20 protein-coding genes and 1 pseudogene are annotated in these 25429 nt (G+C 70.6%); 10 read left to right on the top strand and 11 right to left on the bottom strand.

Annotation, left to right across the window (positions count from 1 at the left end; all coding sequences use genetic code 11):
* The first annotated feature begins 161 nt into the window (after positions 1-161).
* Together ACWC2B_RS25245 and ACWC2B_RS25240 are read left to right on the top strand one after the other, a co-directional pair.
* Entirely contained in the window at positions 162-812 is a 651-nt protein-coding gene (locus tag ACWC2B_RS25245; protein ID WP_450720272.1) for a response regulator, read from the top strand.
* An 88-nt stretch (positions 813-900) separates the two neighbouring features.
* The gene (locus tag ACWC2B_RS25240; RefSeq protein ID WP_450720270.1) at positions 901-2058 is read left to right on the top strand and encodes an ROK family transcriptional regulator; all 1158 of its coding nucleotides are present in this window, start codon (positions 901-903) and stop codon (positions 2056-2058) included.
* A gap of 181 nt (positions 2059-2239) precedes the next feature.
* On the opposite strand, the gene ACWC2B_RS25235 is transcribed toward ACWC2B_RS25240, so the two are convergent.
* On the bottom strand, positions 2240-3013 hold the full coding sequence (locus ACWC2B_RS25235) for a GntR family transcriptional regulator (RefSeq protein WP_450720268.1): 774 nt from the start codon (positions 3011-3013) through the stop codon (positions 2240-2242).
* A gap of 342 nt (positions 3014-3355) precedes the next feature.
* Here ACWC2B_RS25235 and ACWC2B_RS25230 point away from each other — a divergent pair, with 342 nt between their 5' ends.
* The 4 genes from ACWC2B_RS25230 to ACWC2B_RS25215 all read left to right on the top strand — a co-directional run bounded on the left by ACWC2B_RS25230 (position 3356) and on the right by ACWC2B_RS25215 (position 9349).
* Complete coding sequence (locus tag ACWC2B_RS25230) at positions 3356-4228, top strand: alpha/beta fold hydrolase (protein WP_450720266.1); 873 nt, start codon at positions 3356-3358, stop codon at positions 4226-4228.
* 252 nt (positions 4229-4480) lie between these two features.
* Positions 4481-6037 carry an alkaline phosphatase D family protein gene (locus tag ACWC2B_RS25225; protein WP_450720264.1) on the top strand — a complete coding sequence of 519 codons (1557 nt, stop codon included), beginning with the start codon at positions 4481-4483 and terminating at the stop codon, positions 6035-6037.
* Positions 6038-6190: 153 nt separating this feature from the next.
* Positions 6191-7588, top strand: coding sequence for a GNAT family N-acetyltransferase (locus ACWC2B_RS25220; protein WP_450720262.1), 1398 nt, complete (start codon positions 6191-6193; stop codon positions 7586-7588).
* An 84-nt stretch (positions 7589-7672) separates the two neighbouring features.
* Positions 7673-9349: a DUF885 domain-containing protein gene (locus tag ACWC2B_RS25215; protein ID WP_450720260.1), complete on the top strand. Its 1677-nt coding sequence runs from the start codon at positions 7673-7675 to the stop codon at positions 9347-9349.
* Positions 9350-9407: 58 nt separating this feature from the next.
* On the opposite strand, the gene ACWC2B_RS25210 is transcribed toward ACWC2B_RS25215, so the two are convergent.
* Entirely contained in the window at positions 9408-9893 is a 486-nt protein-coding gene (locus tag ACWC2B_RS25210; protein ID WP_450720258.1) for a rhodanese-like domain-containing protein, read from the bottom strand.
* Between the two features lie 95 nt (positions 9894-9988).
* Here ACWC2B_RS25210 and ACWC2B_RS25205 point away from each other — a divergent pair, with 95 nt between their 5' ends.
* Positions 9989-10435 carry an Lrp/AsnC family transcriptional regulator gene (locus tag ACWC2B_RS25205; RefSeq protein ID WP_450720256.1) on the top strand — a complete coding sequence of 149 codons (447 nt, stop codon included), beginning with the start codon at positions 9989-9991 and terminating at the stop codon, positions 10433-10435.
* 378 nt (positions 10436-10813) lie between these two features.
* Here the strand turns inward: ACWC2B_RS25205 and ACWC2B_RS25200 are convergent, their stop codons facing one another.
* Together ACWC2B_RS25200 and ACWC2B_RS25195 are read right to left on the bottom strand one after the other, a co-directional pair.
* Positions 10814-13843, bottom strand: coding sequence for an AAA family ATPase (locus ACWC2B_RS25200; protein ID WP_450720254.1), 3030 nt, complete (start codon positions 13841-13843; stop codon positions 10814-10816).
* Positions 13840-14994: an exonuclease SbcCD subunit D gene (locus ACWC2B_RS25195; RefSeq protein ID WP_450720252.1), complete on the bottom strand. Its 1155-nt coding sequence runs from the start codon at positions 14992-14994 to the stop codon at positions 13840-13842. Before ACWC2B_RS25195 ends, ACWC2B_RS25200 begins: the two co-directional genes overlap by 4 nt.
* Before the next feature lie 1020 nt (positions 14995-16014).
* Between ACWC2B_RS25195 and ACWC2B_RS25190 the strand changes: the two genes are divergently transcribed.
* The 3 genes and pseudogenes from ACWC2B_RS25190 to ACWC2B_RS25180 all read left to right on the top strand — a co-directional run bounded on the left by ACWC2B_RS25190 (position 16015) and on the right by ACWC2B_RS25180 (position 17962).
* The gene (locus ACWC2B_RS25190) at positions 16015-16440 is read left to right on the top strand and encodes an SAV_915 family protein (protein WP_450720250.1); all 426 of its coding nucleotides are present in this window, start codon (positions 16015-16017) and stop codon (positions 16438-16440) included.
* A 9-nt stretch (positions 16441-16449) separates the two neighbouring features.
* Positions 16450-17437, top strand: a pseudogene (locus ACWC2B_RS25185) (diaminopimelate decarboxylase family protein); the annotation flags it as partial.
* A 198-nt stretch (positions 17438-17635) separates the two neighbouring features.
* Positions 17636-17962, top strand: a complete 327-nt coding sequence (locus tag ACWC2B_RS25180) for a hypothetical protein (RefSeq protein ID WP_450720248.1) — start codon at positions 17636-17638, stop codon at positions 17960-17962.
* A 61-nt stretch (positions 17963-18023) separates the two neighbouring features.
* Here ACWC2B_RS25180 and ACWC2B_RS25175 read toward each other — a convergent pair whose 3' ends face one another.
* The 7 genes from ACWC2B_RS25175 to ACWC2B_RS25145 all read right to left on the bottom strand — a co-directional run bounded on the left by ACWC2B_RS25175 (position 18024) and on the right by ACWC2B_RS25145 (position 25403).
* Positions 18024-18977: a sporulation-delaying protein SdpB family protein gene (locus tag ACWC2B_RS25175; protein WP_450720246.1), complete on the bottom strand. Its 954-nt coding sequence runs from the start codon at positions 18975-18977 to the stop codon at positions 18024-18026.
* A 29-nt stretch (positions 18978-19006) separates the two neighbouring features.
* Positions 19007-19618: an SdpA family antimicrobial peptide system protein gene (locus ACWC2B_RS25170; RefSeq protein WP_450720244.1), complete on the bottom strand. Its 612-nt coding sequence runs from the start codon at positions 19616-19618 to the stop codon at positions 19007-19009.
* Between the two features lie 109 nt (positions 19619-19727).
* A complete protein-coding gene (locus ACWC2B_RS25165) occupies positions 19728-20387 on the bottom strand; it encodes a hypothetical protein (RefSeq protein ID WP_450720242.1) in 660 nt (219 codons plus the stop codon).
* A gap of 208 nt (positions 20388-20595) precedes the next feature.
* Complete coding sequence (locus ACWC2B_RS25160; RefSeq protein WP_450720240.1) at positions 20596-20976, bottom strand: SdpI family protein; 381 nt, start codon at positions 20974-20976, stop codon at positions 20596-20598.
* A gap of 322 nt (positions 20977-21298) precedes the next feature.
* On the bottom strand, positions 21299-23842 hold the full coding sequence (locus ACWC2B_RS25155; protein WP_450720238.1) for an ATP-binding protein: 2544 nt from the start codon (positions 23840-23842) through the stop codon (positions 21299-21301).
* Positions 23843-23905: 63 nt separating this feature from the next.
* The gene (locus tag ACWC2B_RS25150; protein ID WP_450720236.1) at positions 23906-24589 is read right to left on the bottom strand and encodes a response regulator; all 684 of its coding nucleotides are present in this window, start codon (positions 24587-24589) and stop codon (positions 23906-23908) included.
* Positions 24590-24719: 130 nt separating this feature from the next.
* Positions 24720-25403, bottom strand: coding sequence for a potassium-transporting ATPase subunit C (locus tag ACWC2B_RS25145; protein ID WP_450720234.1), 684 nt, complete (start codon positions 25401-25403; stop codon positions 24720-24722).
* Positions 25404-25429 lie beyond the last annotated feature (26 nt).

The raw sequence follows: 25429 nt of genomic DNA, 5'->3' as shown, positions 1-25429 counted from the left end.
ATGCCTGATCCGGCGTCCGGGCTGACGCCGGGCCTCATGACCTGACCTGGCCTCCGACGTGACGACGTGACGACGTGACGTCCGACCCGGGGTCGGGCGCCTGGTCCGAGGTTGTCCACAGGCTCCGGAGGGCACCTCTGGCCTGCGGCTAGGCTGGCCGGATGCCGGTAACCGTACTTCTGGTCGACGACGAACCCCTGGTCCGCGCGGGTCTGCGGGCCGTGCTCGAAGCGCAGCCCGACATCGAGGTGGTGGGCGAGGCCGCCGACGGCGCGGCCGTGATCCCGCTGGTGCGACAACTGCGGCCGGACGTGGTCGCGATGGATGTGCGGATGCCGCTCCTGGACGGCATAGAGGCGACCCGGGCGGTGTTGCGCACAGTGGACGATCCGCCGAAGATCCTCGTCGTCACGACGTTCGAGAACGATGAGTACGTATACGAGGCGCTGCGGGCCGGAGCCGACGGCTTCCTGCTCAAGCGGGCCCGGCCCGCCGAGATCGTCAACGCGGTCCGGCTCGTGGCGGAGGGCGACTCGCTGCTGTTCCCGGCGGCGGTGCGCGCGCTCGCCGCAGAGTACGGCAACGGCGCGGCGCGCACGGCGCTGACCGAGGCGGCGCTCACCGACCGGGAGGCCGCTGTGCTGCGCCTGATGGCGCGGGGGCTTTCCAACGCCGAGATCGCAGCCAAACTCATCGTCGGCACGGAGACCGTGAAGACGCATGTCAGCGCTGTGCTCGCGAAGTTGGGTGCGCGGGACCGCACCCAGGCGGTCATCGCCGCATACGAGTCCGGTTTCGTGGCCCCGAGCTGATGCGCCTCCGTTACCCGGCGCCGCTCGCCGTACACCTGACCAGCGAGTACGATCCGGCAGACACGCGCACGAGCTGGGAGGACACACGTTGGGGCGGCTGACCGGCGGGGACCCCTCTCTGCTGCGGAGGATCAATTCCGCGGTGGTGCTGCATGCCCTCAGGGGTGCGGAATCTCCCACGCTGACTGATCTGACCCGGATCACCGGTTTGTCCCGGCCGACGGTCGAGGGCGTGGTAGACGGCCTGATGGAGGCCGGGCTCGTCGTCGAGTCGGCCCCCGAGGAGGGCGAGGCGAGGCGTCAGGGACGGCCCGCGCGACGCTTCCGCTTCCGGGCCGAGGCGGGGCATCTGCTCGGCATAGAGATCGGCCCGCACCGGGTGGCCGCGCTGCTCTCCGGTCTGGACGGCCGGATCTTCGGCGCGGGTTCCCGCGAGGTGCCCGAGACGGCTTCGGCCGACGAGCGCCTCGAACGGGTCCGGACGACCGTCGCCGATGTGCTGCGCAAAGCCGGTGTGGCGCGGAGCTCGCTGCGTGCGGTCGGCGTCGGCAGCCCGGGAATCGTCGAGGCCGACGGCACCGTGCGGCTCGGCACCGCGCTGCCCGAGTGGACGGGCCTGCCTCTGGGCGAGCGGCTGCGACGTTCCTTCCGCTGTCCGGTACTGGTCGAGAACGACGCGAACGCGGCGGCCGTGGCCGAGCACTGGAAGGGCGCGGCGGTCGACTCCGACGATGTCGTCTTCGTCATGGCCGGTCTGAGCCCGGGAGCGGGTTCGCTGATCGGCGGCCGGCTGCACCGGGGCTTCGGCGGCGCGGCGGGCGAGATCGGCGCACTGCACCTGCTCGGCCGCGATGTCACCCCCGAAAAGCTGCTCTCGACGACGGACGAGCCGCTGCACCCGCTGGACGAGCAGGCCGTCGCCGACGTGTTCGCGCTGGCCCGGCAGGGCGATGCCCGGGCGCAGGCCGCGGTGGAGCGGTTCCTTCAGCGCCTGGTGCACGATGTCGCCGCGCTGGTGCTCGCCCTCGATCCGGAGCTGGTCGTCGTGGGCGGCTGGGCGGCCGGCATCGACGGCGTACTGGAGCCGCTGCGCAGGGAGTTGGCGCGTTATTGTCTGCGGCCGCCGCGGGTGGTGCTGTCGATGCTGGGCGAGGCGGTGGTGGCGACCGGCGCGCTGCGGCTCGCCCTCGACCACGTGGAGGAAGAGCTGTTCGCCGTCGAGGGAACAGTGACGGCACGGCGCTGAGACGCCCCGACGCGACCACATCGAAGCGTCTCGGCAGCGCACGCGATCGCACCGAGGCGCCTTCGCAATGCACGCGACCGCGCCCATGCGCCTTCGAAGAAACGCGTCACGGCCCGCGGCTCCGGGAGCTGCGGGCCGTGCGGCTTTACACGTTGCGGCCTTTTCGAGTTGCGGGCCGGGCTCAGGAGGCCCGGCGCTGCTGCCCGGGCTGGCCGGGGTGGCCGATCTCCACGTCGACCGAGTCACCGAAGGTGAGGCGGCAGGTGTCCGCGCGGTAGGTGGCGACGGAGACGGCCGCGGTGCGGCCCTCGGAGAAGTACCGGGTGGTCACGACGAGGACGGGGGCGCCCGGCAGCCGGTCGAGTTCCTTGGCGTCGTCGGCGCGCGCCGAGCCGAGTTCGACGGCGCGGTCCTGGCCTTCGAGCTCCAGGCGCTGAAGTTCGCGCAGGACAGCGCGGCCGCGGGCCGGGCCCGCGGGCACGTCGATCGCGGAGAGCTCGGGCACCGAGCCGACCGGAACGTAGAGGAGCTCGGCGGCGACGGCCTGGCCGTGGGCGACCCGGGTCCGGCGGACGGTGTGCATCTCCTCGCCGGTGGCGGTGTCGAAGAGGCGGGCGACCGCGACGGGCGGCACGGCGACCGTGGCGTCGGCGGTCCCCCAGGCGTCACCGGGCGCACCGGGCCAGTCGTGCTGGGCGGTGGAGACCGAGACGGCCGTGCGCGGCGGGGCGACGGTGGTGCCGACGCCGCGGCGGCGCTGGAGCCGGCCTTCGAGTTCGAGCTGTTCCAGTGCCTGGCGGAGCGTGGCACGTGCGACGCCGAACCGGGCCGCGAGATCACGCTCGTTGGGCAGGATCTCGCCCACCGCGAAGTCCGAGTCGAGCGCCTCGCTGAGTACCGTCTTGAGGTGCCAGTACTTCGGTTCCGGCACCGATTCCAGCTGCGTGGTCCCCACCCTGATCCTCCGCAATCGCCGTGTCCGCGGCGGCTTTCCGTGCCCTTGTTTATTAAAGGTTCCTGCACTAACTCTGCGACCATAGGGCGGCCCACCCCCTTGGTCAAGACCAATCCTCGTTCCGTTACGGAGCGCGCACGAGGGTTGCCGCAGAGCGTTCACACGACGTTCGCGCCCCGGTGGCAGCCGTGCCGCACAAGGGCCCCGGGGGCGATGGCCGAGCTCCGGGAAAAGTCACCGGCCGCCGAAATGTCCGGTATGGCTCTTGAACTCCAAGCTACCGAGCGGTAGTTGTTGCTGACAGAACGTCTAAGCGTGGATCCCAGGACAGGGAGCAGCAGCATGACCACAGAGGTCTCGTTCACGATCGACACGCCCCTGGGGCGCCGCTCCACCTCGGTCACCTACCGGCGCAAGGGCACGGGCGAGCCGCTCCTGCTGCTCCACGGCATAGGCCATCATCTGCAGGCCTGGGACCCGGTCTTCGATCTGCTCGCCGCCGACCGCGACGTGATCGCGATCGACCTGCCGGGTTTCGGCACCTCGCCCGCGCTGCCGGAGGGCGCCGCCTACGACCTCGCCACCGTCGTCCCGATCCTCGGCGCCCTGTGCGAGGCCCTCGACATCGAGCGGCCGCACGCCGCGGGGAATTCGCTGGGCGGCCTGCTCGCCCTGGCGCTGGGGCGCGAGAAGCTCGTACGGTCGGTGACGGCGCTCTCCCCCGCGGGCTTCTGGACACCGTCCGAGCGCCAGTACGCGTTCAATGTTCTGCGGATGATGCGGCTGGTCGCGACGGCGCTGCCGCTCCCGGTCATCGAGCGGATGTCCCGCACGGCCGCCGGGCGAACCGCGCTCACCAGCACCATCTACGCCCGGCCCGGCCGCCGTTCACCGGAGGCTGTCGTGGCCGAGACGCTGGCGCTGCGCACCGGGCCCGGCTTCGAGGAGACCCTGGCCGCCGGGCAGGACGTCCTGTTCACCGACGACGTGCCCGGGGTGCCCGTGACCGTCGCCTGGGGGAGCCGGGACCGGCTGCTGCTGCGCCGCCAGGGCGTCCGCGCCAAGCACACCGTCCCGGGCGCCCGGCTCGTGCGGCTGCCCGGCTGCGGCCACGTCCCCATGAACGACGACCCCGCGCTGGTCACCCGCGTCATCCTGGACGGAAGCCGCCCGGTCGGCGAGGTACCGCCCCGCCCGACTGTCCAACTCGCCTGAGTCGAGGCCGAGTTCGGGCCCGAGAAAGGGTACGGCCGCTCACCGTCAGCGGTGGGCCTCCGCTTGTCAAACACGCCGAACACGCCGAACACCAGGCCGTACCCGTCCGGTCGGCCGGGGGCGCGCCCCGTTCGTTCCCGTACGGGTGCGGCGGACCGGCCGGTTGTTCACCCGGTGTTCGCGTCCGCGCCGCCGCCGGGCAGTAGGCATGGCAGGGCACCCAGCGACCAACCTCCCCAGGAGGCGACACCGATGCCCGACCGCCGTACCGTACTGAAGGGTTCGCTCGCCGCTTCGGCGGGGCTCGCCCTGCCGACCGGGCTCGCCGCGGCGCCCGCGTTCGCCCGCTCCGGCCGGCCGAGCGCCTCCTGGGGTGTGCAGGCCGGTGACATCACCGCCTCGTCCGGTCTCATCTGGGCGCGCTCCGACCGCCCGGCCCGGATGGTCGTGGAGACGTCCGCGACGGAGTCGTTCCGGCACGCCCGCAGATGGCAGGGGCCGCTGCTCGGGCCGGGGACGGACTTCACCGGTACGACGTCGCTGCGCGGGCTTCCGGCCGGCGAGCAGATCCACTACCGCGTCACCCTGGCCGACCCCGACGACCCGCGACGCACCGGGCAGCCGGTCTCCGGCACCTTCCGCACCGCGCCCGTCAGCCGGCGCGACGACGTGCGGTTCCTGTGGTCCGGGGACATCGCGGGGCAGGGCTGGGGCATCAACCCGGACATCGGCGGCTACCGCGTGTACGACGAAATGCGGCGCCTGGACCCGGACTTCTTCCTGTGCAGCGGCGACAACATCTACGCCGACAACGTGATCCTGCCGAGTGTGACGCTGCCCGACGGCCGGGTCTGGCGCAACATCACCACCGAGGAGAAGTCCAAGGTCGCCGAGACCCTCGCCGAGTACCGGGGCAACTTCCGCTACAACCTGCTCGACGAGAACGTCCGCGCGTTCAACGCCCAGGTGCCGTCCATCGTGCAGTGGGACGATCATGAGGTGCGCAACAACTGGTTCCCCGGGCAGATCCTGGACGACGCGCGCTACACGGAGAAGAACATCGATGTGCTGGCGGCGCGTTCGCGGCGGGCGTTCAGCGAGTACTTCCCGATCTCGACGCTGGGGACCGGCGACCGCGCGGGCCGCGTGCAGCGCGTGCTGCGGCACGGGCCTCTCCTCGACGTGTTCGTGCTCGACATGCGGACGTACCGCGATGCCAACTCGCCCGACCGTCAGCCCGATGACGAGGTCGGCATCCTCGGTGCCGGGCAACTCCGGTGGTTGAAGCGGGAGTTGGCGAGGTCGCGGGCGGTGTGGAAGGTCATCGCCGCGGACATGCCGCTCAGTCTGGTCGTGGCGGACGGCGCGACCGACTTCGAAGCCGTGGCCCAGGGCGACCCGGGCGCGCCGCTCGGGCGCGAGCTGCAGATCGCCGAGCTGCTGCGGTTCATCAAGCACCAGCGGATCACGGGCACGCTGTGGCTCACCGCCGACGTGCACTACACCGCCGCCGAGCACTACGACCCGTCGCGGGCCGCGTTCAAGGACTTCGCCCCGTTCTGGGAGTTCGTGTCGGGCCCCCTCGCGGCGGGCGGCTTCCCCGCGAACAAGGTGGACGGCACGTTCGGCCCGCGGCAGGTCTTCGTGCAGGCCCCGGCCAAGGCCAACGCCTCCCCCATGGAGGCCCCGCCGAACTTCGGCGAGGTCGAGATCGACGGCGGCTCCGGCGAGTTGACCGTACGGCTGCGGGCGCAGGGCGGTTCGGTACTCTTCACGCAGATGCTGCGGCCGGGGCTCGTAGGCCAGTGATCCCCGGACGGATGACGGGCGGACCCGGAGGCGGAGGCGAACACTCCAGGCCACGCCCGGTAGAAAACAGCCAAAAGAGCATCAGAAGCACACTTAACCCGTCAGTCACAAAACGTTCGTGATCACGCAACACCACTGCGTCACAGTGATGCCATGACTGATATGCAAGGACAGCTGTCCAACAAGCACGCCCGCCGCCGTCACCACTGGCGGCGGGACCTGGTCGAACTCGCGGCGCTGTTCACGGCCGTGGCCGTCGCCGACGGGCTCTCGAACCTGGTCGCGCACGGCCCCGACGGACCGTTCATGCTGGTCGCCTCGGCGGTGGCACTGGTCGCCACGGCGGCGTTCCACACCTGGTGGGCCCGCCGCCACAGCCACGCGCCGCCGCTCCTCGATACCGGCGATACGGGCGATACCGACGGCGAATCACAGTCCGACAGCGCGCCCCGCGAGACGGCGCTGTGGCGGATGCGGACGACCGTACGGGACACACCCGGCAGCCTCGCCGCGCTGTGCACCGCGCTCGCCGAGCACCGCGTTGACATCCTCACGCTCCAGACGCACCCGCTCGCCGACGGCACGGTGGACGAGTTCCTGCTGCGTGCACCGGCCGAGCTGTCGGCCGCCGAACTGTCCCGGGCGATCTCCATGGCGGGCGGCCACGACACGTGGACCGAGCGGGCCGACGCCCACGACCTCGTGGACGCGCCGACCCGGGTGCTCGGCCTCGCCACCCGCACCGCCCTCGACGCGGCCGAACTCCCGCTCGCTCTGCGCCAGTTGCTCGGCCGGTGCACCATCCACTCGCTGCCCGCGGTCTCCCTGACCGGCCGCCCCACCGGCGAGACGGCCCCGGTCGAGGGTGTACTGGAGGCGACGACCATGCGGCTGCGCGACCCGAACGGCGGGGCGATCACCATCGAGCGGCCCCATCTCCCGTTCACCCCGACCGAGTTCGCCCGGGCCCGGGCCCTGGTCGAGCTGGACGCCCGGCTCGGCCCGCGCGTCCCGCGCAGCGAGGACGTCCTGACGCTGCCCGAGGGCAACGAGATCACCGTGCGGCGCGCCGACCAGAGCGACATCGAGGCCGCCAAGGCCATGCACGAGCGCTGCTCCGACCATACGCTCGGCCTGCGCTACCACGGCCCCGTCGCCGACGCCGACCGCTACCTCGGGCACCTGCTCAGCCCTCGCTACGGGCGCACCCTCGCCGTGCAGACCGCCTCCGGACGCCTGGTCGCGCTCGGCCACCTGCTGTGGGACGGCGACGAGACCGAGGTCGCCCTGCTCGTCGAGGACTCCTGGCAGCGCCGCGGCATCGGCTCCGAACTGCTGCGCCGCCTGGTCGACCTCGCCGTCGAGGCCCGCTGCGAGAGCGTGTACGCCGTCACCCAGTCCTCCAACACCGGGATGGTCGCGGCCATGCGCGGGCTCGGGCTGCCCCTGGACTACCAGATCGAGGAGGGCACCCTGGTGGTCACGGCCCGCCTCGACAAGACGGCCCCGATGAGCTCCGCCGGCCGCCGCGGGTACTTCGAACAGCTCTGAGCGGTCCGGTTTTCCGGCGACCCGGTCAGGCGTTCCGGCAAGATTGGTGGTGACGCGGAGCCCTCACTCGGAGAGGATGTCCGCATGTCAGTCACTTCCAGCAGCGCGCTGCCCCGCCAGGTCGCCGACGCCTATGTCGACGCACTCATCGAACTCGACCCGATCACCGGGAGCTATCTGGGCGTCAGGGCGAGCCACGCCCTGCTGCCCGACTTCTCCCCCGCAGGACAGTCGGCCGTGGCCGACCTGGCGCGCACCACGCTCGCCCGCCTCGACGAGGCCGAGCGGCAGCCCGGCGCCGACAGCGACGCCGAGCGCCGCTGCGGCCGGCTGCTGCGGGAGCGGCTGACCTCCGAACTCGCCGTGCACGAAGCGGACGAGGGGCTGCGCGCGATCAGCAATCTGCACTCGCCGGTCCACAGCGTCCGGATGGCGTTCACGATGACGCCGACCGAGACCGACGAGGACTGGCGCGCCGTCGCCTCCCGGCTGCGCGCGGTGCCCGCCGCCGTCGAGGGCTACCGCGCCTCGCTCGAACTCGGCCTGGAGCGCAAGCTGTTCGGCGGCCCGCGCGCCACCGCCACCGTCATCGGCCAGCTCGGCGAGTGGGTCGACACCCGCTTCTTCGAGGAGCTCGCCGCACCCGGCCCCGAGGCCCTGCGCGGCGAACTCGACGCGGCGGCGGGCGAGGCGTCCGCCGCCCTCGCCGCGCTGCGGGACTGGCTGCGCGACGTGTACGCGCCCGCCATCGAGGGATCCGCCGACACGGTGGGCCGCGAGCGCTACCAGCGCTGGTCGCAGTACTACAACGGCACCGCGCTCGACCTGGACGAGGCGTACGCCTACGGCTGGTCCGAGTACCACCGGCTGCTCGGCGAGATGAAGACCGAGGCCGCCAAGATCCTGCCCGGCGCGGGCCCTTGGGAGGCGCTGGCCCACCTCGACGAGCACGGCGCGCACATCGAGGGCGTCGACGAGGTCCGCGACTGGCTCCAGTCCCTGATGGACGAGGCCATCGAAGCGCTGGACGGCACGCACTTCGAACTCGCCGAGCGGGTACGGAAGGTGGAATCCCGCATCGCACCGCCCGGCGGCGCCGCGGCCCCGTACTACACGGGTCCGTCCGAGGACTTCTCGCGGCCCGGCCGCACCTGGCTGCCCACCATGGGCGAGACCCGCTTCCCGGTGTACGACCTGGTGTCGACCTGGTACCACGAGGGGGTGCCGGGCCACCACCTCCAGATCGCGCAGTGGGTGCACGTCGCCGACCAGCTCTCCCGCTACCAGGCCACCGTCGGGCACGTCAGCGCCAACGCCGAGGGCTGGGCGCTGTACGCGGAGCGCCTGATGGACGAGCTGGGCTTCCTCACCGACCCCGAGCGCCGGCTCGGCTACCTGGACGCGCAGATGATGCGCGCCTGCCGGGTGATCATCGACATCGGCATGCACCTGGAGCTGGAGATTCCCGCGGATTCGCCGTTCCACCCGGGCGAGCGCTGGACGCCGGAGCTGGCGCACGAGTTCTTCGGCGGCCACAGCAGCCGTCCGGCGGACTTCGTCCAGAGCGAGCTGATCCGCTACCTGTCGATGCCGGGGCAGGCGATCGGCTACAAACTGGGCGAGCGCGCCTGGCTGCTCGGCCGGGAGAACGCCCGGGCCCGCCACGGCGACGCCTTCGACCCGAAGGCCTGGCACATGGCGGCCCTCTCGCAGGGCTCGCTCGGGCTCGACGACCTGGTCGACGAGCTGTCCAAGCTCTGAGGCGCCGGCGGGGCGGTCCGGTGACCGGGCCGCCCCGCCCCCTGCTGGCCCTCCGGGTTCAGCAACCGCAGTCCTCGGAGTCGACCGGCGCGGTCAACGGGTCGGCGGCGCGCTTCTCGCGGCCCTCCCACGTCTCGAACTCGAAGCCCTCACGGACCCAGTACTCGAATCCGCCGAGCATCTCCTTGACCTGGAAGCCGAGTTCGGCGAGCGCAAGCGCCGCGCGGGTGGCGCCGTTGCAGCCGGGACCCCAGCAGTACGTGACGACCGGCACGGACTTGTCGAGGAGCTGCTCGGCCTGCTCGGCGATCAGTGCGGTCGGCAGGTGCACGGCGCCGGGCACGTGGCCCTGGTCCCAGGACGCGGTGGAGCGGGAGTCCAGGACGACGAAGCCGGGGTCGCCCTCGACGGCGAGTCCGGAGGCCACGTCGGAGACGTCCGCGTGGAAGACCAGGCTCGCCCGGAAGTAGGCGACGGCGTCGGCGGGGGCGGCCGGGGCCACGCGCAGGACGGGGTTGGCGGGGGTGGTGAGCGGTGTCGTCATGGCTGAAAATCTATGCGCCGATGATCAACTCCAGGAAGGTCCGATCCCCGGAACATCTCTTGCTCCACCGGGGATTTCACGGTTGTCTGTGCGGCATGACCGCGTATTCCCCCGACGCCACCGACTGGCGCATCCTGGAAGCCCTCCAGCAGGACGGCCGGGCCACCTTCGCCGAACTGGCCCGTACCGTCTCGATGTCGGCGAGCGCCGTCACCGAGCGGGTACGGCGGCTCGAAGAGGCCGGGGTGATCGCGGGCTACACGGCCGTCGTCGACCAGGAACGCCTCGGCCGGCCGATCCTCGCCTTTGTGCGGCTTCGCTATCCGAACGGCCATTACAAGCCGTTCCACGATCTGGTGGACGCGACGCCGGAGATCATGGAGGCCCACCATGTGACGGGCGACGACTGCTTCGTGATCAAAGTGGGGGCCCGGTCTATGAGCCACCTGGAGGAGATCTCGGGGAAGATCGGGGCGCTGGGGTCCGTGACGACGAGCGTGGTGTATTCGTCACCGCTCCCGCGACGAGCGATCGGCCGCTGAGCGAGTGCGGGGGGCGGGGTGCGGAGTGCGCTGGGGTTCCACCCCAGCCCCCGGGATCCCCACCCCGCCCCTTCCCTAGACCCGCCGGGGGTGGGATTTGGGGAAAGGTGCTCTCCTGGGGCTCCGCCCCCGACCCCGTTCGCGCCTCAAGGGCGCTCGTCCTCAAACTCCCCCAAGGCCTTAAGGGCCAGGGGGGACCCCCATGACGGGCTGAAATGCCTGGAGGGGCGGCACGCACGAGGCCGGACGGGCTGAAAGCTCCGGTGCCGGCCGGCATCAACCCTGCCAGGGGCGCGGGGAACTGCGCGAGCAACCACCCACCGCCCGCAGCCGACACACTCCGCCGGAGGCTTTCGGGAAGGGGTGGGGCGGGGCGGACTACGGGGTCTGGGGCGGAGCCCCAGCGGCCACTCCCCTCAGCCGCACCGACGACCCCGCCCGCCCCTTCACCACCTCCAACTGCGCCGGGATGCGGCGCCGCAGGTCGCCCACGTGGCTCACGATCCCCACGCTGCGGTCCCGCTCCCGCAGCGAGTCCAGGACGTCCAACACCTCGTCCAGCGTCTGGTCGTCCAGGCTGCCGAAGCCCTCGTCGATGAACAGTGTGTCCAGCCGCGCTCCCCCCGCCTCGTCGGTGACGACATCGGCCAGGCCCAGCGCGAGGGCGAGGGAGGCGAAGAACGTCTCGCCGCCCGACAGTGTCGCGGTGTCCCGTTCGCGGCCCGTCCACGCGTCCACCACGTGCAGCGCGAGACCCGAACGCCCCCGGCCACCCCTCGCGTCGGAGTGGACCAGCGTGTACCGCCCGCCCGACATCCGCTGGAGCCTGGCCGTCGCGGCGGCCGCGACCTGTTCGAGGCGGGCGGCGAGCACATACGACTCCAGGCGCATCTTGCGCTCGTTGTCCGCGGAGGTGCCCGCGGTGAGCCCGGCGAGGCGGGCCACTCGTTCGTACTCCTCGCGCAGCGGGCCGATCCTGCGGGTCTCCTTGGTGGCCCGGTCGCTCAGCGCTTCCAGTTCCGTGCAGCGGGCCCGGGCCGCCGAGAGGGCCGACGCGGCGTCCCGCAGGGCCCGTTCGGCCGCCGCGGACTCGGCCGCAGCCTCCGCGGTGCGGGCCGGGGCGGCAAGACCGGCCGCGGCCGTCTCCGGCTCGGCGAGGCGGGCGGTGACCGTGGCCCGCTGGTGCTGCCATTCGTCGAGCCGGTGCTGGATGTCGCGCTGGCCCCGCTCGTCGATCAGGGCGGCCGATGCCGCGGCCGGGGTCTCGAACCCGGCCCGGAACGCCGCCTCCGAGAGTCTGCCGTCGGCCTCCTTGAGCCGCTCGGCGCTGTCCTCGACGGCGCGGACCGCCTCCACGGCCTCGGCGAGGATGGCCGCCCGGTGTTCGAGCAGGCCGGCCTGCTCGGCGACGCTGGCCGCACCCGCCCGCGCCTCGCTCAACTCCCTTTCCAGGGCGGCCTGTTCGCGCTCCAGGGCTTCGCGGCTCGCGGTGCGGGCGGCGATGTTCTGCTGCGCGGTGCGCTCCGCGGCGAGGCGGCGCTCGTGCTCCTGTTCCGCCGCGACGAGGGCCAGCTGGGCCTCGTGCAGCCCGGATGCGACGTCCCGCGCCGCGGCATGTGCCCGCTGCAACTCGCCCACCGCATCGGCCAGTTCGGCGACGCTCGCCGCGCCCGCCTCGGCCCGCGCGCCGGCGAGTTCCTCCCGTACGGAGGAGAGGGCGGCCTCGGCCTCGGCGCGAGCCCGGTCGGCGTGCCGGTACGTCTGCTGTGCGGCGTCCTCGGTGGCACGGTCGACCTGGCCGGTGCCGGGGCGCGCGGGCGCGGGGTGGTCGGCCGAGCCGCACACCGCGCAGGGCTCTCCTTCGCGCAGCCGCGCCGCCAGTTCCGCCGCGATACCGCGCAGCCGCTCCTCGCGCAGCGCCAGCCAGTGTTCGTGGGCGGTGTTGGCGGCCTCGCGGGTGGCGGCGTGCCGCCGGTCGGCCTCGGTCAGGCGAGACTCCAGCACGTCGCGTTCGCGAGCGGCCGCGAGGCGGCGTTGGGCCGGTTCGAGCTGCCCCGCGAGCTGTTCCGCGCGGGTCGCCGCTTCGTGGGCCCGCTCGATACGGGTCTGGTGATCGGTCCGGGCCGTCTCCCAGCCCGCGAGCCATGCGGCGGTGTCGGTGAGGACCTCCTCGTCGGCGCGGGCCTGCCGGTCGAGGCGGGCGCGCTCGTCGTCGATCACCGCGCTGCGGCGCTCGGCCCGGCGGGCGGACTCAAGGGCGCCGAGATCCTGACGCATCCTCCGTTCCAGGGCGGCGAGTTGATCGGCCCCCGCGTCGGCGAGTTCCGGGTGCAGCCGGGCGCGGGATCGGTCCCGCTCGGCGGTCGCCGCGTGGTGCGCGCGCTGGGCCTGCTCCCACCATTCCAGCGCGGGCGAGACCAGCTCCGCCCTGCGGGCCGTCTCCAGACGGGCCCGCAACGCGTCCTGTTCGGGGCGACGGGCCGCCAGCTCCTCAGCCGTGCGGGCCGCGTCGGCGTACCGCTCCTGAAGGGCAGCGAGCTGCCGTGCCTCTTCGGCGATGCGGCGGGCGGCCGCCTGCCGGCTCTCGGCGGCGGCGACGGCTGCCGAGGCGATGTCGAGGCGTTCGTGTGCCCCACTGCGTGCGACGGCCGCCCACTCCAGGACAGCCGATGCGAGGCCCGGGTCCCCGGGCCGTGTGTCGGGCAGCGGCCATGCGCGTGCGTCGGCGCTGTCGCCCGCGGCCTGCGCCATCCGCTGGGCGATGGCGAGCAACTGCTCGTCGCCGTCCTTGACTTGACGCTCCGCCGTCTTGCGCAGCTCGGCGAGGCGGTCCTCGACGGCGGCGAACCTGCGGGTGTCGAAGAGCCTGCCGAGCAGTCGTCCGCGCGCTTCCGCGTCCGATCTCAGGAACTTGGCGAACTCCCCCTGCGGCAACAGCACGACCTGGCAGAACTGCTCCCTGCTCATGCCGATGAGTTGGCCGAGCTCCTCGCCGATCTCCTGGTGCGAGCGGCTCAGCGCCTGCCAGGCGCGCTCGGCCGGGTCGTACTCGCGCAGCCAGGTCTGCGCCTTCTCGGTGGTGAAGCCGGTGCCGCGCTTCTTGGGGCGGTCCTGCTGCGGGCGGCGCGTGATCTCCAACCGCCGTCCGCCCACGGTCAGTTCGAGCAGCACCTCGGTGAAGACGTCCGGCGCGGCGTGGTCGCTGCGCAGGGGCGCGCCGGGGCTCTGCCGGGCGCCGGGGACCGCTCCGTACAGGGCGAAGCAGACCGCGTCGAGCACCGAGGTCTTGCCCGCGCCGGTCGGTCCGTGCAGCAGGAACAGGCCTGCCGCGGACAGGACGTCGAAGTCGACCTCCTGGCTGCCCGCGAAGGGGCCGAAGGCCGTGACGCGCATGCGGTGCAGCCTCACCGGGCCACCTCGCGCACGCCGTCGCCCACGCGCACGGCGTCGAACGCCCCTTGCAGCACGGTGCGTTCACGGTCGTCCGGCCCGCTGCCGCCGCGTACGTGCGCCACGAAGTCCTCCGCGATCTGCTGGTCGCTGCGGCCGCTGAGGCGCTGCGCGTACGAGGCGTGCGGGTCGCCGTCGGCCCGCTCGGGGTCGAAGGCGAGGCTCAGGGTATGCGGGAAGCGGGTGCTGATCCGGGCCATCGCGTCGGCCGGGCGCCGGGCGTCGGTCAGCGTGGCCTCCACCCATGCCTGTTCGTGGCGGGTCAGCGTCGAGTCTTCGAGGAGTTCGTCGAGGTGTCCCCGGACGCGGGCGAGGGGGCGGGGCACCGGGCAGTCGATGCGCTCGGCGGTGATCGCTCCGTCGGCGGCGAGGTCCACCAGCCACATGGACTTGCGGTGGGTGGCCTCGGAGAAGGAGTAGGCGAGCGGCGAGCCCGAGTAGCGGACCCGGTCGGTGATGACCTGGCTGCCGTGGAGGTGGCCGAGGGCCACGTAGTCGACGCCGTCGAAGACTCCGGCGGGCACGGCGGAGACTCCCCCTACGGTGATGTCGCGCTCGCTGTCGCTCGGCTCACCGCCGGCCACGAAGGCGTGCGCGAGCACGATCGACCGGGTTCCTTCGGGGCGGGTCGCGAGGTCGGCGCGTACGCGCTCCATGGCCGCGGCGAGGACCGCCTCGTGCCCGGCCTTCGGCGCGGCCAGTTCGTCGCGGACCAGGGCGGGCTCCAGGTAGGGCAGTCCGTAGCAGGCCACGTCGCCGATCATGACCGGGGTGCCGCAGCCCGCCGGGTCGGTACGCAGATGGATCCCGGCCCGCTCGATCAGGCCGGCCCCGACGCCGAGCCTGCGCGCCGAGTCGTGGTTGCCGGAGATCATCACGGTGGGCACGCCGAGGTCGGCGAGGCTGTGCAGCGCCCGGTCGAAGAGGTCGACGGCGGCGAGCGGCGGCACCGCCCGGTCGTACACGTCCCCCGCCACGAGCACCGCGTCCACACCTCGGTCACGTACCGTCGCCACCACGTGATCGACGAACGCCGCCTGGGCGCCGAGCAGGTCGACCCGGTGGAAGGACCGGCCCAGGTGCCAGTCCGAGGTGTGCAGGAATCTCATATAAGCGCTCTGACCTGCATGTTTCTTCTCGATGACACCCTAAAACCAGCACCAACCAGCACGGGCTCCCGGTTGACCACCACCACGCTATCGCCTTTAGGTCGCTGATCCACCACGGGTCACAGTTCATCACCCACCCCCGATAAAAAACTTGCCGTTAATGTCCGAGATAAATTGGTTCACAAATTTTTCAGACACGTCGCGGATGGCCACCAACCCCGCCTTCAACCCGGACGCAAGGCAAGTGCTACTGATCTCTTGGGGTTGTTGTCGGGGGTCACATCTGCTGGCTCCTGCAGCCGACGGTTAGCACTGCGGCAGTTCTCGGCAGCGGATTCAATACGAGGCCGACGGGGGTGTGCACGGCGAGAGAGTCTCCGTGATCACGACCGACGGTGCCCAAGCTGTCCGATGACCAGTTCGCCGAGCCGTCGAGGACATTGCCATGCTCACCGTCGACCACCCGCGCGTTACCGCCGCAATGGTCTGAGTCTCGCCGCCACACCGGGTCCGTAGGACGCCCCACTCTCCCGCCGGGAGTGCGACGAGGGTTCGTGATCACAGGCAGCATGATCAGGCCAGAGGACAGGAAGCCCGCTGATACGCGGGCCTACAACACGTACAGGGCCCCCAACGGCTTCCCCAGGAGCACAGCGCGCGCCGATGGCTCAGCGAGGTGTCGCGACCGCACTCCGCAAGCAGTCATACCGGTGTCGGCGGCGGCTGAATCCTTCAGGCACCGCCGAGAACCAGGCGGGCGGGTAGGACGAGGTGGTGTTGGATCCAGGCGGTGCTGCGGCCCTGGGGGCATCACCGCCGTCGTTCCAGGGTGTCCGGCACTCCGTTCGCAGCGCCGACGCCCGGGCGCCGTCAGCAGCGCATCAGCACTCGGCCGGTTCGTGTCAAGCATGCGTCAGCGGGCGGGGCGCTCCCCCGGTCTACGGGCATAGCTTCACCGGAGCGCCCCGCGGCCGTCTCCGAGGGGCACCGAACCGCACGTAGCGCACCTGGAGGAACGCCATGTCTCCGACCATCCCCGACGAAGACCCCGAGCCTTGTGAACGCTTCCCGGCCGGACCTCTCTTCGTCCCCGTCCGGCCGGGACCCGAAGGCTGCTCGGCCCGCTTCTTCCGCACCCCTCCAGGTGTCCGCACAGCAGTCGGCTTCACCTCCGAGGAGCGGCTGACCGCCGCCCTGGGCAGCGACCAAAGCTGGATCCGGCTCTCCGAACACGCGCTGCGCGCCCTCGCCGAGCCGCTGGGCATCCACAGCCTCACCGTCGATCCGCAGTTCTCCGCCCCCTCCACATCCGCTGTGTCCGCTGCCCCCAGTGTTCCCGTCAAGCCTGTCCCCGCCTGGCGCGACTGGGATCCGCAGCACATCGGCATGCTGCGGGTGACCGGGGCCACCGCGGTCGTTTCCGCCTTGAACCTCCTGATCGGCTGAGGGGTACTCATGTCCGTCACTTCCCCGTCCCCCACCCGCGTACCGGACGCGGTGGAAGGGCTGACCGTCTGGCCCGGCTCCGCCCGCCCAGCCGCCGAAGGCGACGTCACCGTCGCCGGGGTCTCCCTGTCCGAGGCCGCCGACCGGTTCGGCACACCGCTGTACGTACTGGACGAGGGCGAGGTCAGGAACCGCGCCCGCGCCTACCGCACGGCCTTCCCCGACGCCGACGTCATCTACGCGACCAAGGCGTTCCTGTGCCGGGCCGTCATCCGCTGGATCGAGAAGGAGGGCCTGGGGGCTGGACGTCTGTTCCGCAGGAGAGCTGGGGCTCGCCATCACCACGGGTTTCCCGGCCGAGCGGATCGTGATGCACGGCAACGCCAAGAGCCCCGAGGACCTGGAGACCGCCGGCCGGCTCGGCGTCGGACGGATCGTCATCGACAGCCTCCCGGAGATCGATCACCTGACCGGCATCGTGCCGCGCCGCGCCCCCCAGCAAGTCATGGTGCGGGTCGTGCCCGGCATCGCGGCGGGCGGCCACACCAAGATCCAGACCGGCACCGACGACCAGAAGTTCGGCCTGTCCCTCGCGGACGGCTCGGCCCGGCGCGCGATGGACGCCATACTCCGCCGGCCCCAACTCAGCCTGGCCGGGCTGCACTGCCACCTCGGCTCCCAGATCACCTCCGTGGAGCCGTACGTCACCGCGGTGCAACGGATGGTCGGGCTGATGGCACAGGTGCGTGACCAACACGGCCTGGAACTGCCCCAGTTGAACATCGGCGGCGGCCACGGCATTGCCTACCGGCCGGGCGAGCAGAGCCTCGACATCGGCATCCTGGCCGGCCGGGTCCGGGCCGCCCTGGAGGACGGTTGCGCCGAGACGAACCTGCTTGTACCGCGCCTCACCCTCGAACCGGGACGCGCGCTCCTCGGGCCCGCCGGGGTGGCCGTGTACCGGGTGCTCTCGGTCAAGCAGACCTCGGGCCGCACCGCGTTCTACCCAGGCCCCGTAAAACTGGAGCACCTTCCGATGTCCGCCGACGAACGTCCTGAGCCCCGGTACGGACCGGACCGCGGAATGCGATCCGTACCAGGCAAGAAACGGCAGCCCCAAACGAGATGAACTCCAATACGGAATTCCTCCCCCTGCCCGCGTATGAGTCGCTGGGATGATTGCTAGGATCAACTCATGCATGATCAAGGGGCAGTTGTCTCGGTCAATGTCACACCGTCGCTCATCGCCGCGTGGTTCCACCGGCTGTTCACCCATCCCGTGATCGAGATCGACGGGCAGGAACAGGTCGGGCGATGGGGCACCACGGAAATATCGGTTGCGCCGGGCGAGCACCACATGAGCGTGTTCTTCCGATATCGCAGGCAGCATCACACGCGTCTCGCCGAGACCACCCGGGAATTCTCCACGGAGACGGGCGTACGGCGCGTGGACATCACCGCGAGGCTCGGCCCGCGCAATGGAAGCAAGTTCCGCATAGGCCCACCTTCGGTGCACCGGTAAAGACGAAAAGGTGAAAACGCCCGTCCCAACCGACGGGCGTTTTCACGTACTTACACCGCCGTCACGGGACGGCGGCGACCGTGGGCAGAGCACCGCATTCCGCGCAGTGCCGCACCTTCGGCTCGGCCGGTGGCACGTCCGGCACCCGCACGCGCTCCGGCCGAACCCGTTCCGGCGTCGCGCAGACGATCGCGGAGCCGATCATCACCACCGCGAAGCTCCACAAGCCCATCGTGAGGATGATCGAACCGTGCAGGACGATGTCCATCACCATGCCGGCCTTGCGCCGGCGGTCGGATGAGAGCACACACACGCCGATGGCGATCTCGATGAGCAGCGCACCCCAGGTCAGGGCGGTGACGACCGGGGCGCTCCTGGACATCCACAGAAACAGCGAGTCCCACGGCTGTCCCACGCCGAACATGTTGTCGCGCAGGAAGTAGTACTCGGCGGTGCCGTTGGCCCAGTCGGCCACGCCGAACTTGCTGACGGCGCTGTCGAGGTACAGGTAGGCGATCTGCACCCGTATGGCCAGGAAGGCGACGAAGGACACCGTCCGCCATGAAGGTGTCTGCTCCCGGACCGGCCGCTGCCAGTGCCACGTACGGCCGTCGGCCAGAGCGATGGGAATCATCAGCAGGCTCATGATCATGCCTATCGACTCGCCGCCGTCGGGCACCGCGATGCTGACCGCGACCGAGTACGAGGCCCACGCATGGGGAATGGCCGTCCAGCGGGGGCGGTAGCCGCTGGCGACCGCCCCCAAGATGGCGATCAACAGCCACCGCCTCGGCTCCATGCCCAGCGCGTCACCGCCGAGGCACAGTGCCGACGCACCGCGGACGGAATCGCAGCGCGGGTACTCCCCCATGGCGACGACCGGCACGAGCAATGCCTTGACCGGCGTCAGCAACAGCACGCTCAACTGGGCCAGCGCGATGACGGTGCGCCCGACACCGAACCACCGGGACCGCAGATCGTGCCGCGCGGTGCGCTTGGCCAACCGGTCGGCCATTTCCTGTACGGAATTCCTTACGGCGGGCATCACTTGCATCGGACGTCCAGGTGCACGATCCGCAGCACGCGTTTTTCGTAGGAAACCTGGTTGCGGAAACTCCACGGCACCGTCTTTTCCTGGGTGAGGTACGAGTCACCGCACACGGTCGGCACCGGACTGGTGTTGTCCACCTTCACCGCCGGTTTCCTGGACGCCTCCTTCATGCAGTCGTCCAGATATCCCCCGCAGTCGGACCAGTGCCCGGTCGCCGCCGCGTTGAAGAAACCCAGCTCGGGCCCTTGTGCGCGCTGCGTACGCGACAGTCCGAACATGTTCGAGGGATTGCCCTGCGGTGTGTGCAACAGGTTCCGGGGAGAGCCGTCGGCGGCCAGCGCGTAGGCGCCGGTCTGCTCGGACTGGGGATTCCGGGTGAAGAACGCCCAGTTCTCCGGAGTCAGAATGTTCAGGGCCGACCGGGCGCCCTTGGAGTGCCGACTGCTCAGCGCATTGCTCGGCAGCGTGTAGAAGAGCGCGGCGGCCAGGTAGCCGAAGACCACCAGGCAGGCGAGGGAGAACAGGGCGAGTTGGCGTATCGATCCGGTCCGGGGCTCCGGGGGCTCCCCCGGTTTCGAATGCGTGTCGGTGGACGTGCTGGCCATATGGGCGCGATCCCTATGCGGTGCGGAAAGCGGAAGAGTGTCGGGTGCGTCACCGGAGGCTCTGCCGCGCCGCGTTCGTGGGCAATACGGTGCGGCAGAGCCGTCGTTGTTACAGGGCCGCCGCCACGGCGGAGACCATGTTGTCGGCGTCCAGGCTATTGGGCTGGCTCATGTCGAAGCCGTAGCTCACGGCGGCCGGGACCACCACGAGCGTGACGACGGCCTCGGTTGCCCCGGCCACGTTCGCGTAACCGATGGCGTTGATGGCACCCACGGCGTTGATCTCGATCGCGATGTAGGCGTCGTGCCAGAACCAGCCGTTGGCGCGGTTCGGGCTCTTCATGGCCGGCGACTTGTGCTGGGTCATGAAGGTCTTGAGGTCATCGTTGAGCCGCTGCATGCCGGCCTTGGCCTGGAACGGGTCGTTGATCTGGACCGCGACCGTCACCTTCTCGTGGAAGTCCTTGTCGACCGCCGTGAGGTCCTTGGTGAACACCGCGATCTGCTCAAGCGTCACCTGGCTGGTCTGAGGGGAGCGGCGCGACCGGATCTGCTTGGCCAGGTCCGGGTGCTCGTCCGCCGCCTTGCCCTTGGCGAAGACGAGGAGACCGACGATGTCCTCGTCGGAGTACTTGACGTGGTGCTCGGCCGGCTTGACCGCGGTGCGGACGGCCACCGGGGCGGCGGAGGCGGACGCGGAACCGTAGGCGACGCCGACGGTCAGCACCGCTGCCGCGCAGGCGAGCGCACCGGTCTTCTTCAGATTCATGTGGGGTACCTTCGAATAGTCGTTGTGTGCGTGCTCTGCCGTTTCCGGGCAGGCGACATCCACGCTCCGGTCACGGGCAAGCGAGACGGAGCGACGGTCGGCTTCGGTGATGGCGGCGGAGCCGCGGGGGCCGAACGGGCCACCCGGTCAACGGTGTTGGAGACCGGTGGCGGAGATCCTCTCCGTCACCGGGGCAGGTGGGGTGGGCTCAGACCGGCCGGTGACGCTCGCGGCGGGCCGCGGAATTGGCTGCGGCGGCGGACGAGGTGGCGATCGCCAGGTCAAGGGCGCCACTCATCGCCACAATCACCGCGAAGCCCCAGAACGGCCCTTCGGCGAGGGCATTGATCAGCGAAGCGATCGCGGCTCCGGCCAGCACCGGTACGAGGCGCACATAGCGCCGTCGGGCCTCGCGCTGGCCGGCTTTCCAGGCGGCGTCGTCGCCGAGCGTTTCCCTCGTCCGTACACCCACGAGCGGATTCCTGGGGAGCGTGCCGTTGCGGCTCTTGCGGGCGATGGTCAATACGCCCACGGATACCGCCACATAGATGACGGCGAGAACGGTCCCCACCACGAGATGGGTATTCATAGCGTCGAACTCATTTCCCCCGGCTGAGCCCACTGATGCTGTTACTTGAGCATCTTTGCACCCCAGTTCGAGGCGGACAACGCCGAGTTGATCGATTTAACGGCTCCCTAACCGCACCCCTCTCCGCCCTGAACGGCGCGGCCAGCAATCGCCGACAAGGTTGTCGGCGAGCTGGTTCCCCTTGGTCGCGCCGACAACCAGGACGATTTCGCTGACCCGGTGCAGGCAGCCGGTTCTCGTGAAACAAAGCCACCCCCTGGACAAGCTCATCGCGGTCACCGGCCCCATGGTTGAGCGGCCGCGCCGGCTCTGGGATACGCAGTTACGAGGTCGCCGTCTCCGACAGGTCGGCCGGCACCGGCGGGCGGTCGTTCGCCTTCTGGAGGGTGAGGACCATCGTCATGCCGCCGCCGGGGGTGTCCTCGGCTGCCAGCGTGCCGCCCATCGCTTCGGCGAAGCCGCGGGCGACGGCGAGGCCGAGGCCGACTCCGGCGCCGCGCGGGGCGTCTCCGTAGCGCTGGAACGGGGCGAAGATGCGGGTCTTGGCCTCGTCGGGGACGCCGGGGCCCTGGTCGGCGACCCGTACTTCCACCCGGTCGGCGATCGCGCTGGCCGCCACCAGGACCCGTTCGCCCTCGGGGCTGTACTTCACCGCGTTCTCGACGACGTTGGCCACGGCCCGCTCCAGCAGGCCCGGGTCCACCGCGACCATCGGAAGGTCTTCGGGGATGTCGAGTACGACGCTGTCCTCGGGGACGCCGCCCAGTGCCATGGGAATGACCTCGTCGAGGTCTATCTCCCTGATGATCGGGGTGACTGTGCCGGTCTGGAGGCGGGACATGTCCAGGAGGTTGCCGACCAGGTGGTCGAGGCGGTCCGCCCCGAGCTCGATGCCCTCCAGGAGCTCCGCCTCGTCCGCCTCGGACCACTCCACGTCGTCCGAGCGCAGCGACGTGACCGATGCCTTGATGGAGGCCAGCGGGGTGCGCAGGTCGTGGCTCACCGCGGCGAGCAACGCTGTGCGGATGCGGTCGCCCTCTGCGTACAGCCTCGCCTGGTCAGCCTCTTCCTGGAGCCGTCGGCGGTCGAGGACGACGGCGGCCTGGGCGGCGAAGGCGCCGAGTACGCGTCGGTCCTCGGCGGGCAGCACCCGGCCGGTGAGGGCGAGGGCCATGTGGTCGCCGACCGGCATGTCCACATCGGCGTCCTCGGGGCGGGGCACGGGTGAGGGGCCGACGCTGCCCGCGCAGCTCCACGGTTCGGTGTCGACCGCTCGCTCCAGGAGGGCGACGGACTCCATGGCGAAGGTCTCGCGGACGCGTTCCAGGAGGGCGTCGAGACTGGTTTCGCCGCGCAGCACGCTGCCCGCAAGGAAGGAGAGGATCTCCGATTCGGCGCGCAGCCGGGCGGCCTGCTGGGTGCGGCGGGCGGCGACGTCGACCACCGAGGCCACCGATACCGCCACCAGCACGAAGATGACGATGGCGACGATGTTCACGGGGTCGTAGATCGTCAACTCGTGGACGGGCGGGGTGAAGTACCAGTTGATGAGCAGCGACCCGACCAGGGCCGAGGCCACGGCGGGCAGGAATCCGCCGAGCAGCGCGGCCGCCACGGTCAACGACAGGTACAGCAGCATCTCGTTGGCGATGCCGAGATCACTGTTGAGGTGGGTCAGCAGCAGGGTCAGCAGGACCGGACCCACGACACCCGCCAGCCAGCCCCACACGGTTCTGGTGCGGCCCAGCCGGGCGCCGCGCCCCGTCGGGAGGCCCCGGCCCTTGGCTGCCTCTTCGTGGGTGACGATGTGGACGTCGAGGTCGGGCCCGGAGTCGCGGGCCACGGTGGCTCCGACGCCGGGGCCGAACATGTACTGCCATGTCTTGCGGCGGCTGGTGCCCAGGACGATCTGGGTGGCGTTGACGCCGCGCGAGAAGTCGAGCAGGGACTGCGGTACGTCGTCGCCCACGACGTGGTGGAAGCTGCCGCCGACGTCCTCGACCAGGGTGCGCTGGACGGCCAGTTCCTTCGGAGAGGCGGACGTCAGACCGTCGCTCCGCGACACGTACACGGCGAGGACCTCGCCGCCCGCGCCCTTCTCGGCGAGCCGGGCCGCGCGGCGGATGAGCGTACGTCCTTCGCGGCCCCCGGTGAGGCCGACGACGATGCGCTCGCGCGAGCCCCAGATCGTCGAGACGCTGTGCTCGCTGCGGTACTCCTGGAGGTATTCGTCGACCCGGTCGGCCACCCACAGCAGCGCCAACTCCCGCAGCGCGGTGAGGTTTCCGGGCCGGAAGTAGTTCGCGAGGGCCGCGTCCAGCTTGTCGGGCTTGTAGATGTTGCCGTGCGCCATGCGGCGGCGCAGCGCCTGGGGCGACATGTCGACGAGCTCGACCTGGTCGGCCCGGCGCACCACCTCGTCCGGCACCGTTTCCTGCTGACGGATCCCGGTTATCGACTCGACGACATCGCCCAGCGACTCCAGGTGCTGGATGTTCACGGCGGAGACGACGTTTATACCGGCGGCGAGGAGTTCCTCGACGTCCTGCCAGCGTTTGGGGTTACGCGAGCCCGGGATGTTCGTGTGGGCCAGCTCGTCCACCAGGACCACCGATGGCCGACGCTCCAGGATGGCGTCGACGTCCATCTCCTGGAACACCGAGCCGCGGTATTCGATGTCACGCCGCTCGACCTGTTCCAGGCCGTGCAGCATCACTTCCGTGCGCGGTCTGCTGTGGTGTTCGACGAAGCCGATTACACAGTCGGTGCCGCGTTCGACGCGCCGGTGTGCCTCGGAGAGCATGGAATAGGTCTTGCCGACGCCGGGCGCCGCGCCGAGATAGATGCGGAGCTTGCCGCGTGCCATGGCCACGATTCTCTGTGTCGGGGAAGGGGAGGTCGAGGGGCTTCCTGATGGGGATACCGCGGCTCAGGTCTCGAACCGGTATCCCATGCCGGGAGCGGTGATCAGATGCTTGGGGTGGGACGGGTCCGCTTCGAGTTTGCGCCTCAACTGGGCCATGTATACGCGGAGATAGTTGCTCTGCGTACGGTAGCCGGGCCCCCAGACCTCCTCAAGGAGCTGGCGCTGGGTGACGAGACGGCCCCGGTTACGGATCAGGACTTCGACCAGGTGCCATTCGGTCGGAGTGAGCCGGATGTCCTTTCCCGCCCGCTTCGCCTTTTTCGCAGACAGGTCGATCGTGAAGCCCTTGGTCGTGACGATGCCAGCATCCCCGGACTCCGCCACGGGTTCGACCCTGCGGGTCGCGACCCGCAGCCGGGCCAGGAGTTCGTCCATGCTGAACGGCTTGGTGATGTAGTCGTCCGCCCCCGAGTCGAGGGCCTCGACCTTCTCGTCGGAGGTGTTGCGCGCGGAGACCACCAGGATCGGCGCCCGGCACCAGCTCCGCAGCCGGCGCATCACCTCGATGCCGTCCATGTCGGGCAGCCCGAGATCGAGCAGGACCGCGTCCGGCGGGTTCGCGGAGGCGAGCTTCAGGGCGGTCTCCCCGTCGGGCGCGGAGTCCACCTCGTATTTCCGCGCCCTGAGGTTGATCTCTAGCGCCCGTACGAGCTGTGGTTCATCCTCGACCACCAGCACCCGGGTCATCGGCGTGCCGCCTTTCTTTCATGCTGTGCGTTGTGCCGGAGCCGGCAAGGGAGTGCGGTCACACAAGGGGGCGGGAGCCGGTGGCGGGAAGAACCCCGTCCACTGGCTCCCGCCCGCCGTCGTAAGTGGCTCACTTCGAAGTGAGTTCCTTGAGTGCGATGTTCAGCTTGAGGACGTTGACGCCGGGCTCACCCATGAAGCCGAGGATCCGGCCGTCGGTGTTGTCGGTGACGAGCTTCTCGACCTGCTTCACGTCGAGGTGGTTCCGCTCGGCCACCCGGTGGACCTGGATCTTCGCGTACTCGGGGGAGATCTGCGGGTCGAGACCGGAGCCGGAGGAGGTGACCGCGTCGGCGGGCACGTCGGCCGGGTTCACCTGGTAGCCGGCGGTCGAGTTGTCCTTGACGACCGCGTCCTTGGCGTCCTTGACCTGCTGGATCAGCTTCTCGTTGTCGCCGGAGAGGTTGGTCGCGCCCGACACCAGCAGGTTGTACTGCGTGTTGATGCCGTTGGTGACGTTGGAGCCGAGCCCGTTGGAGGGGCGGGGCTGGAACCACTTCAGGTCCGGCTGGGCTGCCTCGTCGGCGTTGTTCGGGTCCTTCTTCGGGAGGTTGTACGTCTGCCCGATGAGCTCGGAACCGGCCACCTTCCCACCGGACTTGATCGCGGACCCGTTGGCCTTGTCGCTGAAGGCCACCTGCGCGATGCCGGTCACCACCAGCGGGTAGATCACGCCGCACACGAGGGTCAGGACCAGCAGGGCGCGCAGGCCCGCACCGAGCAACCGGGCTGTGTTTCCAACAGAGTTGTTCATTGCCGATCAGCACGCTTTCGAAAAGT

The sequence above is a fragment of the Streptomyces sp. NPDC001415 genome (assembly GCF_053597395.1).
This window is presented reverse-complemented; position numbering and strand designations above follow the sequence as displayed.

What these genes read in the sequence shown, in the direction of transcription:
- ACWC2B_RS25170 (WP_450720244.1), bottom strand. Translation starts at nt 19,618, where the DNA reads ATGGCCAGCACGTCCACCGACACGCATTCGAAACCGGGGGAGCCCCCG.
- ACWC2B_RS25205 (WP_450720256.1), top strand. Translation starts at nt 9,989, where the DNA reads ATGACCGCGTATTCCCCCGACGCCACCGACTGGCGCATCCTGGAAGCC.
- ACWC2B_RS25160 (WP_450720240.1), bottom strand. Translation starts at nt 20,976, where the DNA reads ATGAATACCCATCTCGTGGTGGGGACCGTTCTCGCCGTCATCTATGTG.
- ACWC2B_RS25230 (WP_450720266.1), top strand. Translation starts at nt 3,356, where the DNA reads ATGACCACAGAGGTCTCGTTCACGATCGACACGCCCCTGGGGCGCCGC.
- ACWC2B_RS25190 (WP_450720250.1), top strand. Translation starts at nt 16,015, where the DNA reads ATGTCTCCGACCATCCCCGACGAAGACCCCGAGCCTTGTGAACGCTTC.
- ACWC2B_RS25195 (WP_450720252.1), bottom strand. Translation starts at nt 14,994, where the DNA reads ATGAGATTCCTGCACACCTCGGACTGGCACCTGGGCCGGTCCTTCCAC.
- ACWC2B_RS25155 (WP_450720238.1), bottom strand. Translation starts at nt 23,842, where the DNA reads ATGGCACGCGGCAAGCTCCGCATCTATCTCGGCGCGGCGCCCGGCGTC.
- ACWC2B_RS25150 (WP_450720236.1), bottom strand. Translation starts at nt 24,589, where the DNA reads ATGACCCGGGTGCTGGTGGTCGAGGATGAACCACAGCTCGTACGGGCG.
- ACWC2B_RS25220 (WP_450720262.1), top strand. Translation starts at nt 6,191, where the DNA reads ATGACTGATATGCAAGGACAGCTGTCCAACAAGCACGCCCGCCGCCGT.
- ACWC2B_RS25165 (WP_450720242.1), bottom strand. Translation starts at nt 20,387, where the DNA reads ATGAATCTGAAGAAGACCGGTGCGCTCGCCTGCGCGGCAGCGGTGCTG.
- ACWC2B_RS25175 (WP_450720246.1), bottom strand. Translation starts at nt 18,977, where the DNA reads ATGGCCGACCGGTTGGCCAAGCGCACCGCGCGGCACGATCTGCGGTCC.
- ACWC2B_RS25210 (WP_450720258.1), bottom strand. Translation starts at nt 9,893, where the DNA reads ATGACGACACCGCTCACCACCCCCGCCAACCCCGTCCTGCGCGTGGCC.
- ACWC2B_RS25145 (WP_450720234.1), bottom strand. Translation starts at nt 25,403, where the DNA reads ATGAACAACTCTGTTGGAAACACAGCCCGGTTGCTCGGTGCGGGCCTG.
- ACWC2B_RS25215 (WP_450720260.1), top strand. Translation starts at nt 7,673, where the DNA reads ATGTCAGTCACTTCCAGCAGCGCGCTGCCCCGCCAGGTCGCCGACGCC.
- ACWC2B_RS25180 (WP_450720248.1), top strand. Translation starts at nt 17,636, where the DNA reads ATGCATGATCAAGGGGCAGTTGTCTCGGTCAATGTCACACCGTCGCTC.
- ACWC2B_RS25225 (WP_450720264.1), top strand. Translation starts at nt 4,481, where the DNA reads ATGCCCGACCGCCGTACCGTACTGAAGGGTTCGCTCGCCGCTTCGGCG.
- ACWC2B_RS25245 (WP_450720272.1), top strand. Translation starts at nt 162, where the DNA reads ATGCCGGTAACCGTACTTCTGGTCGACGACGAACCCCTGGTCCGCGCG.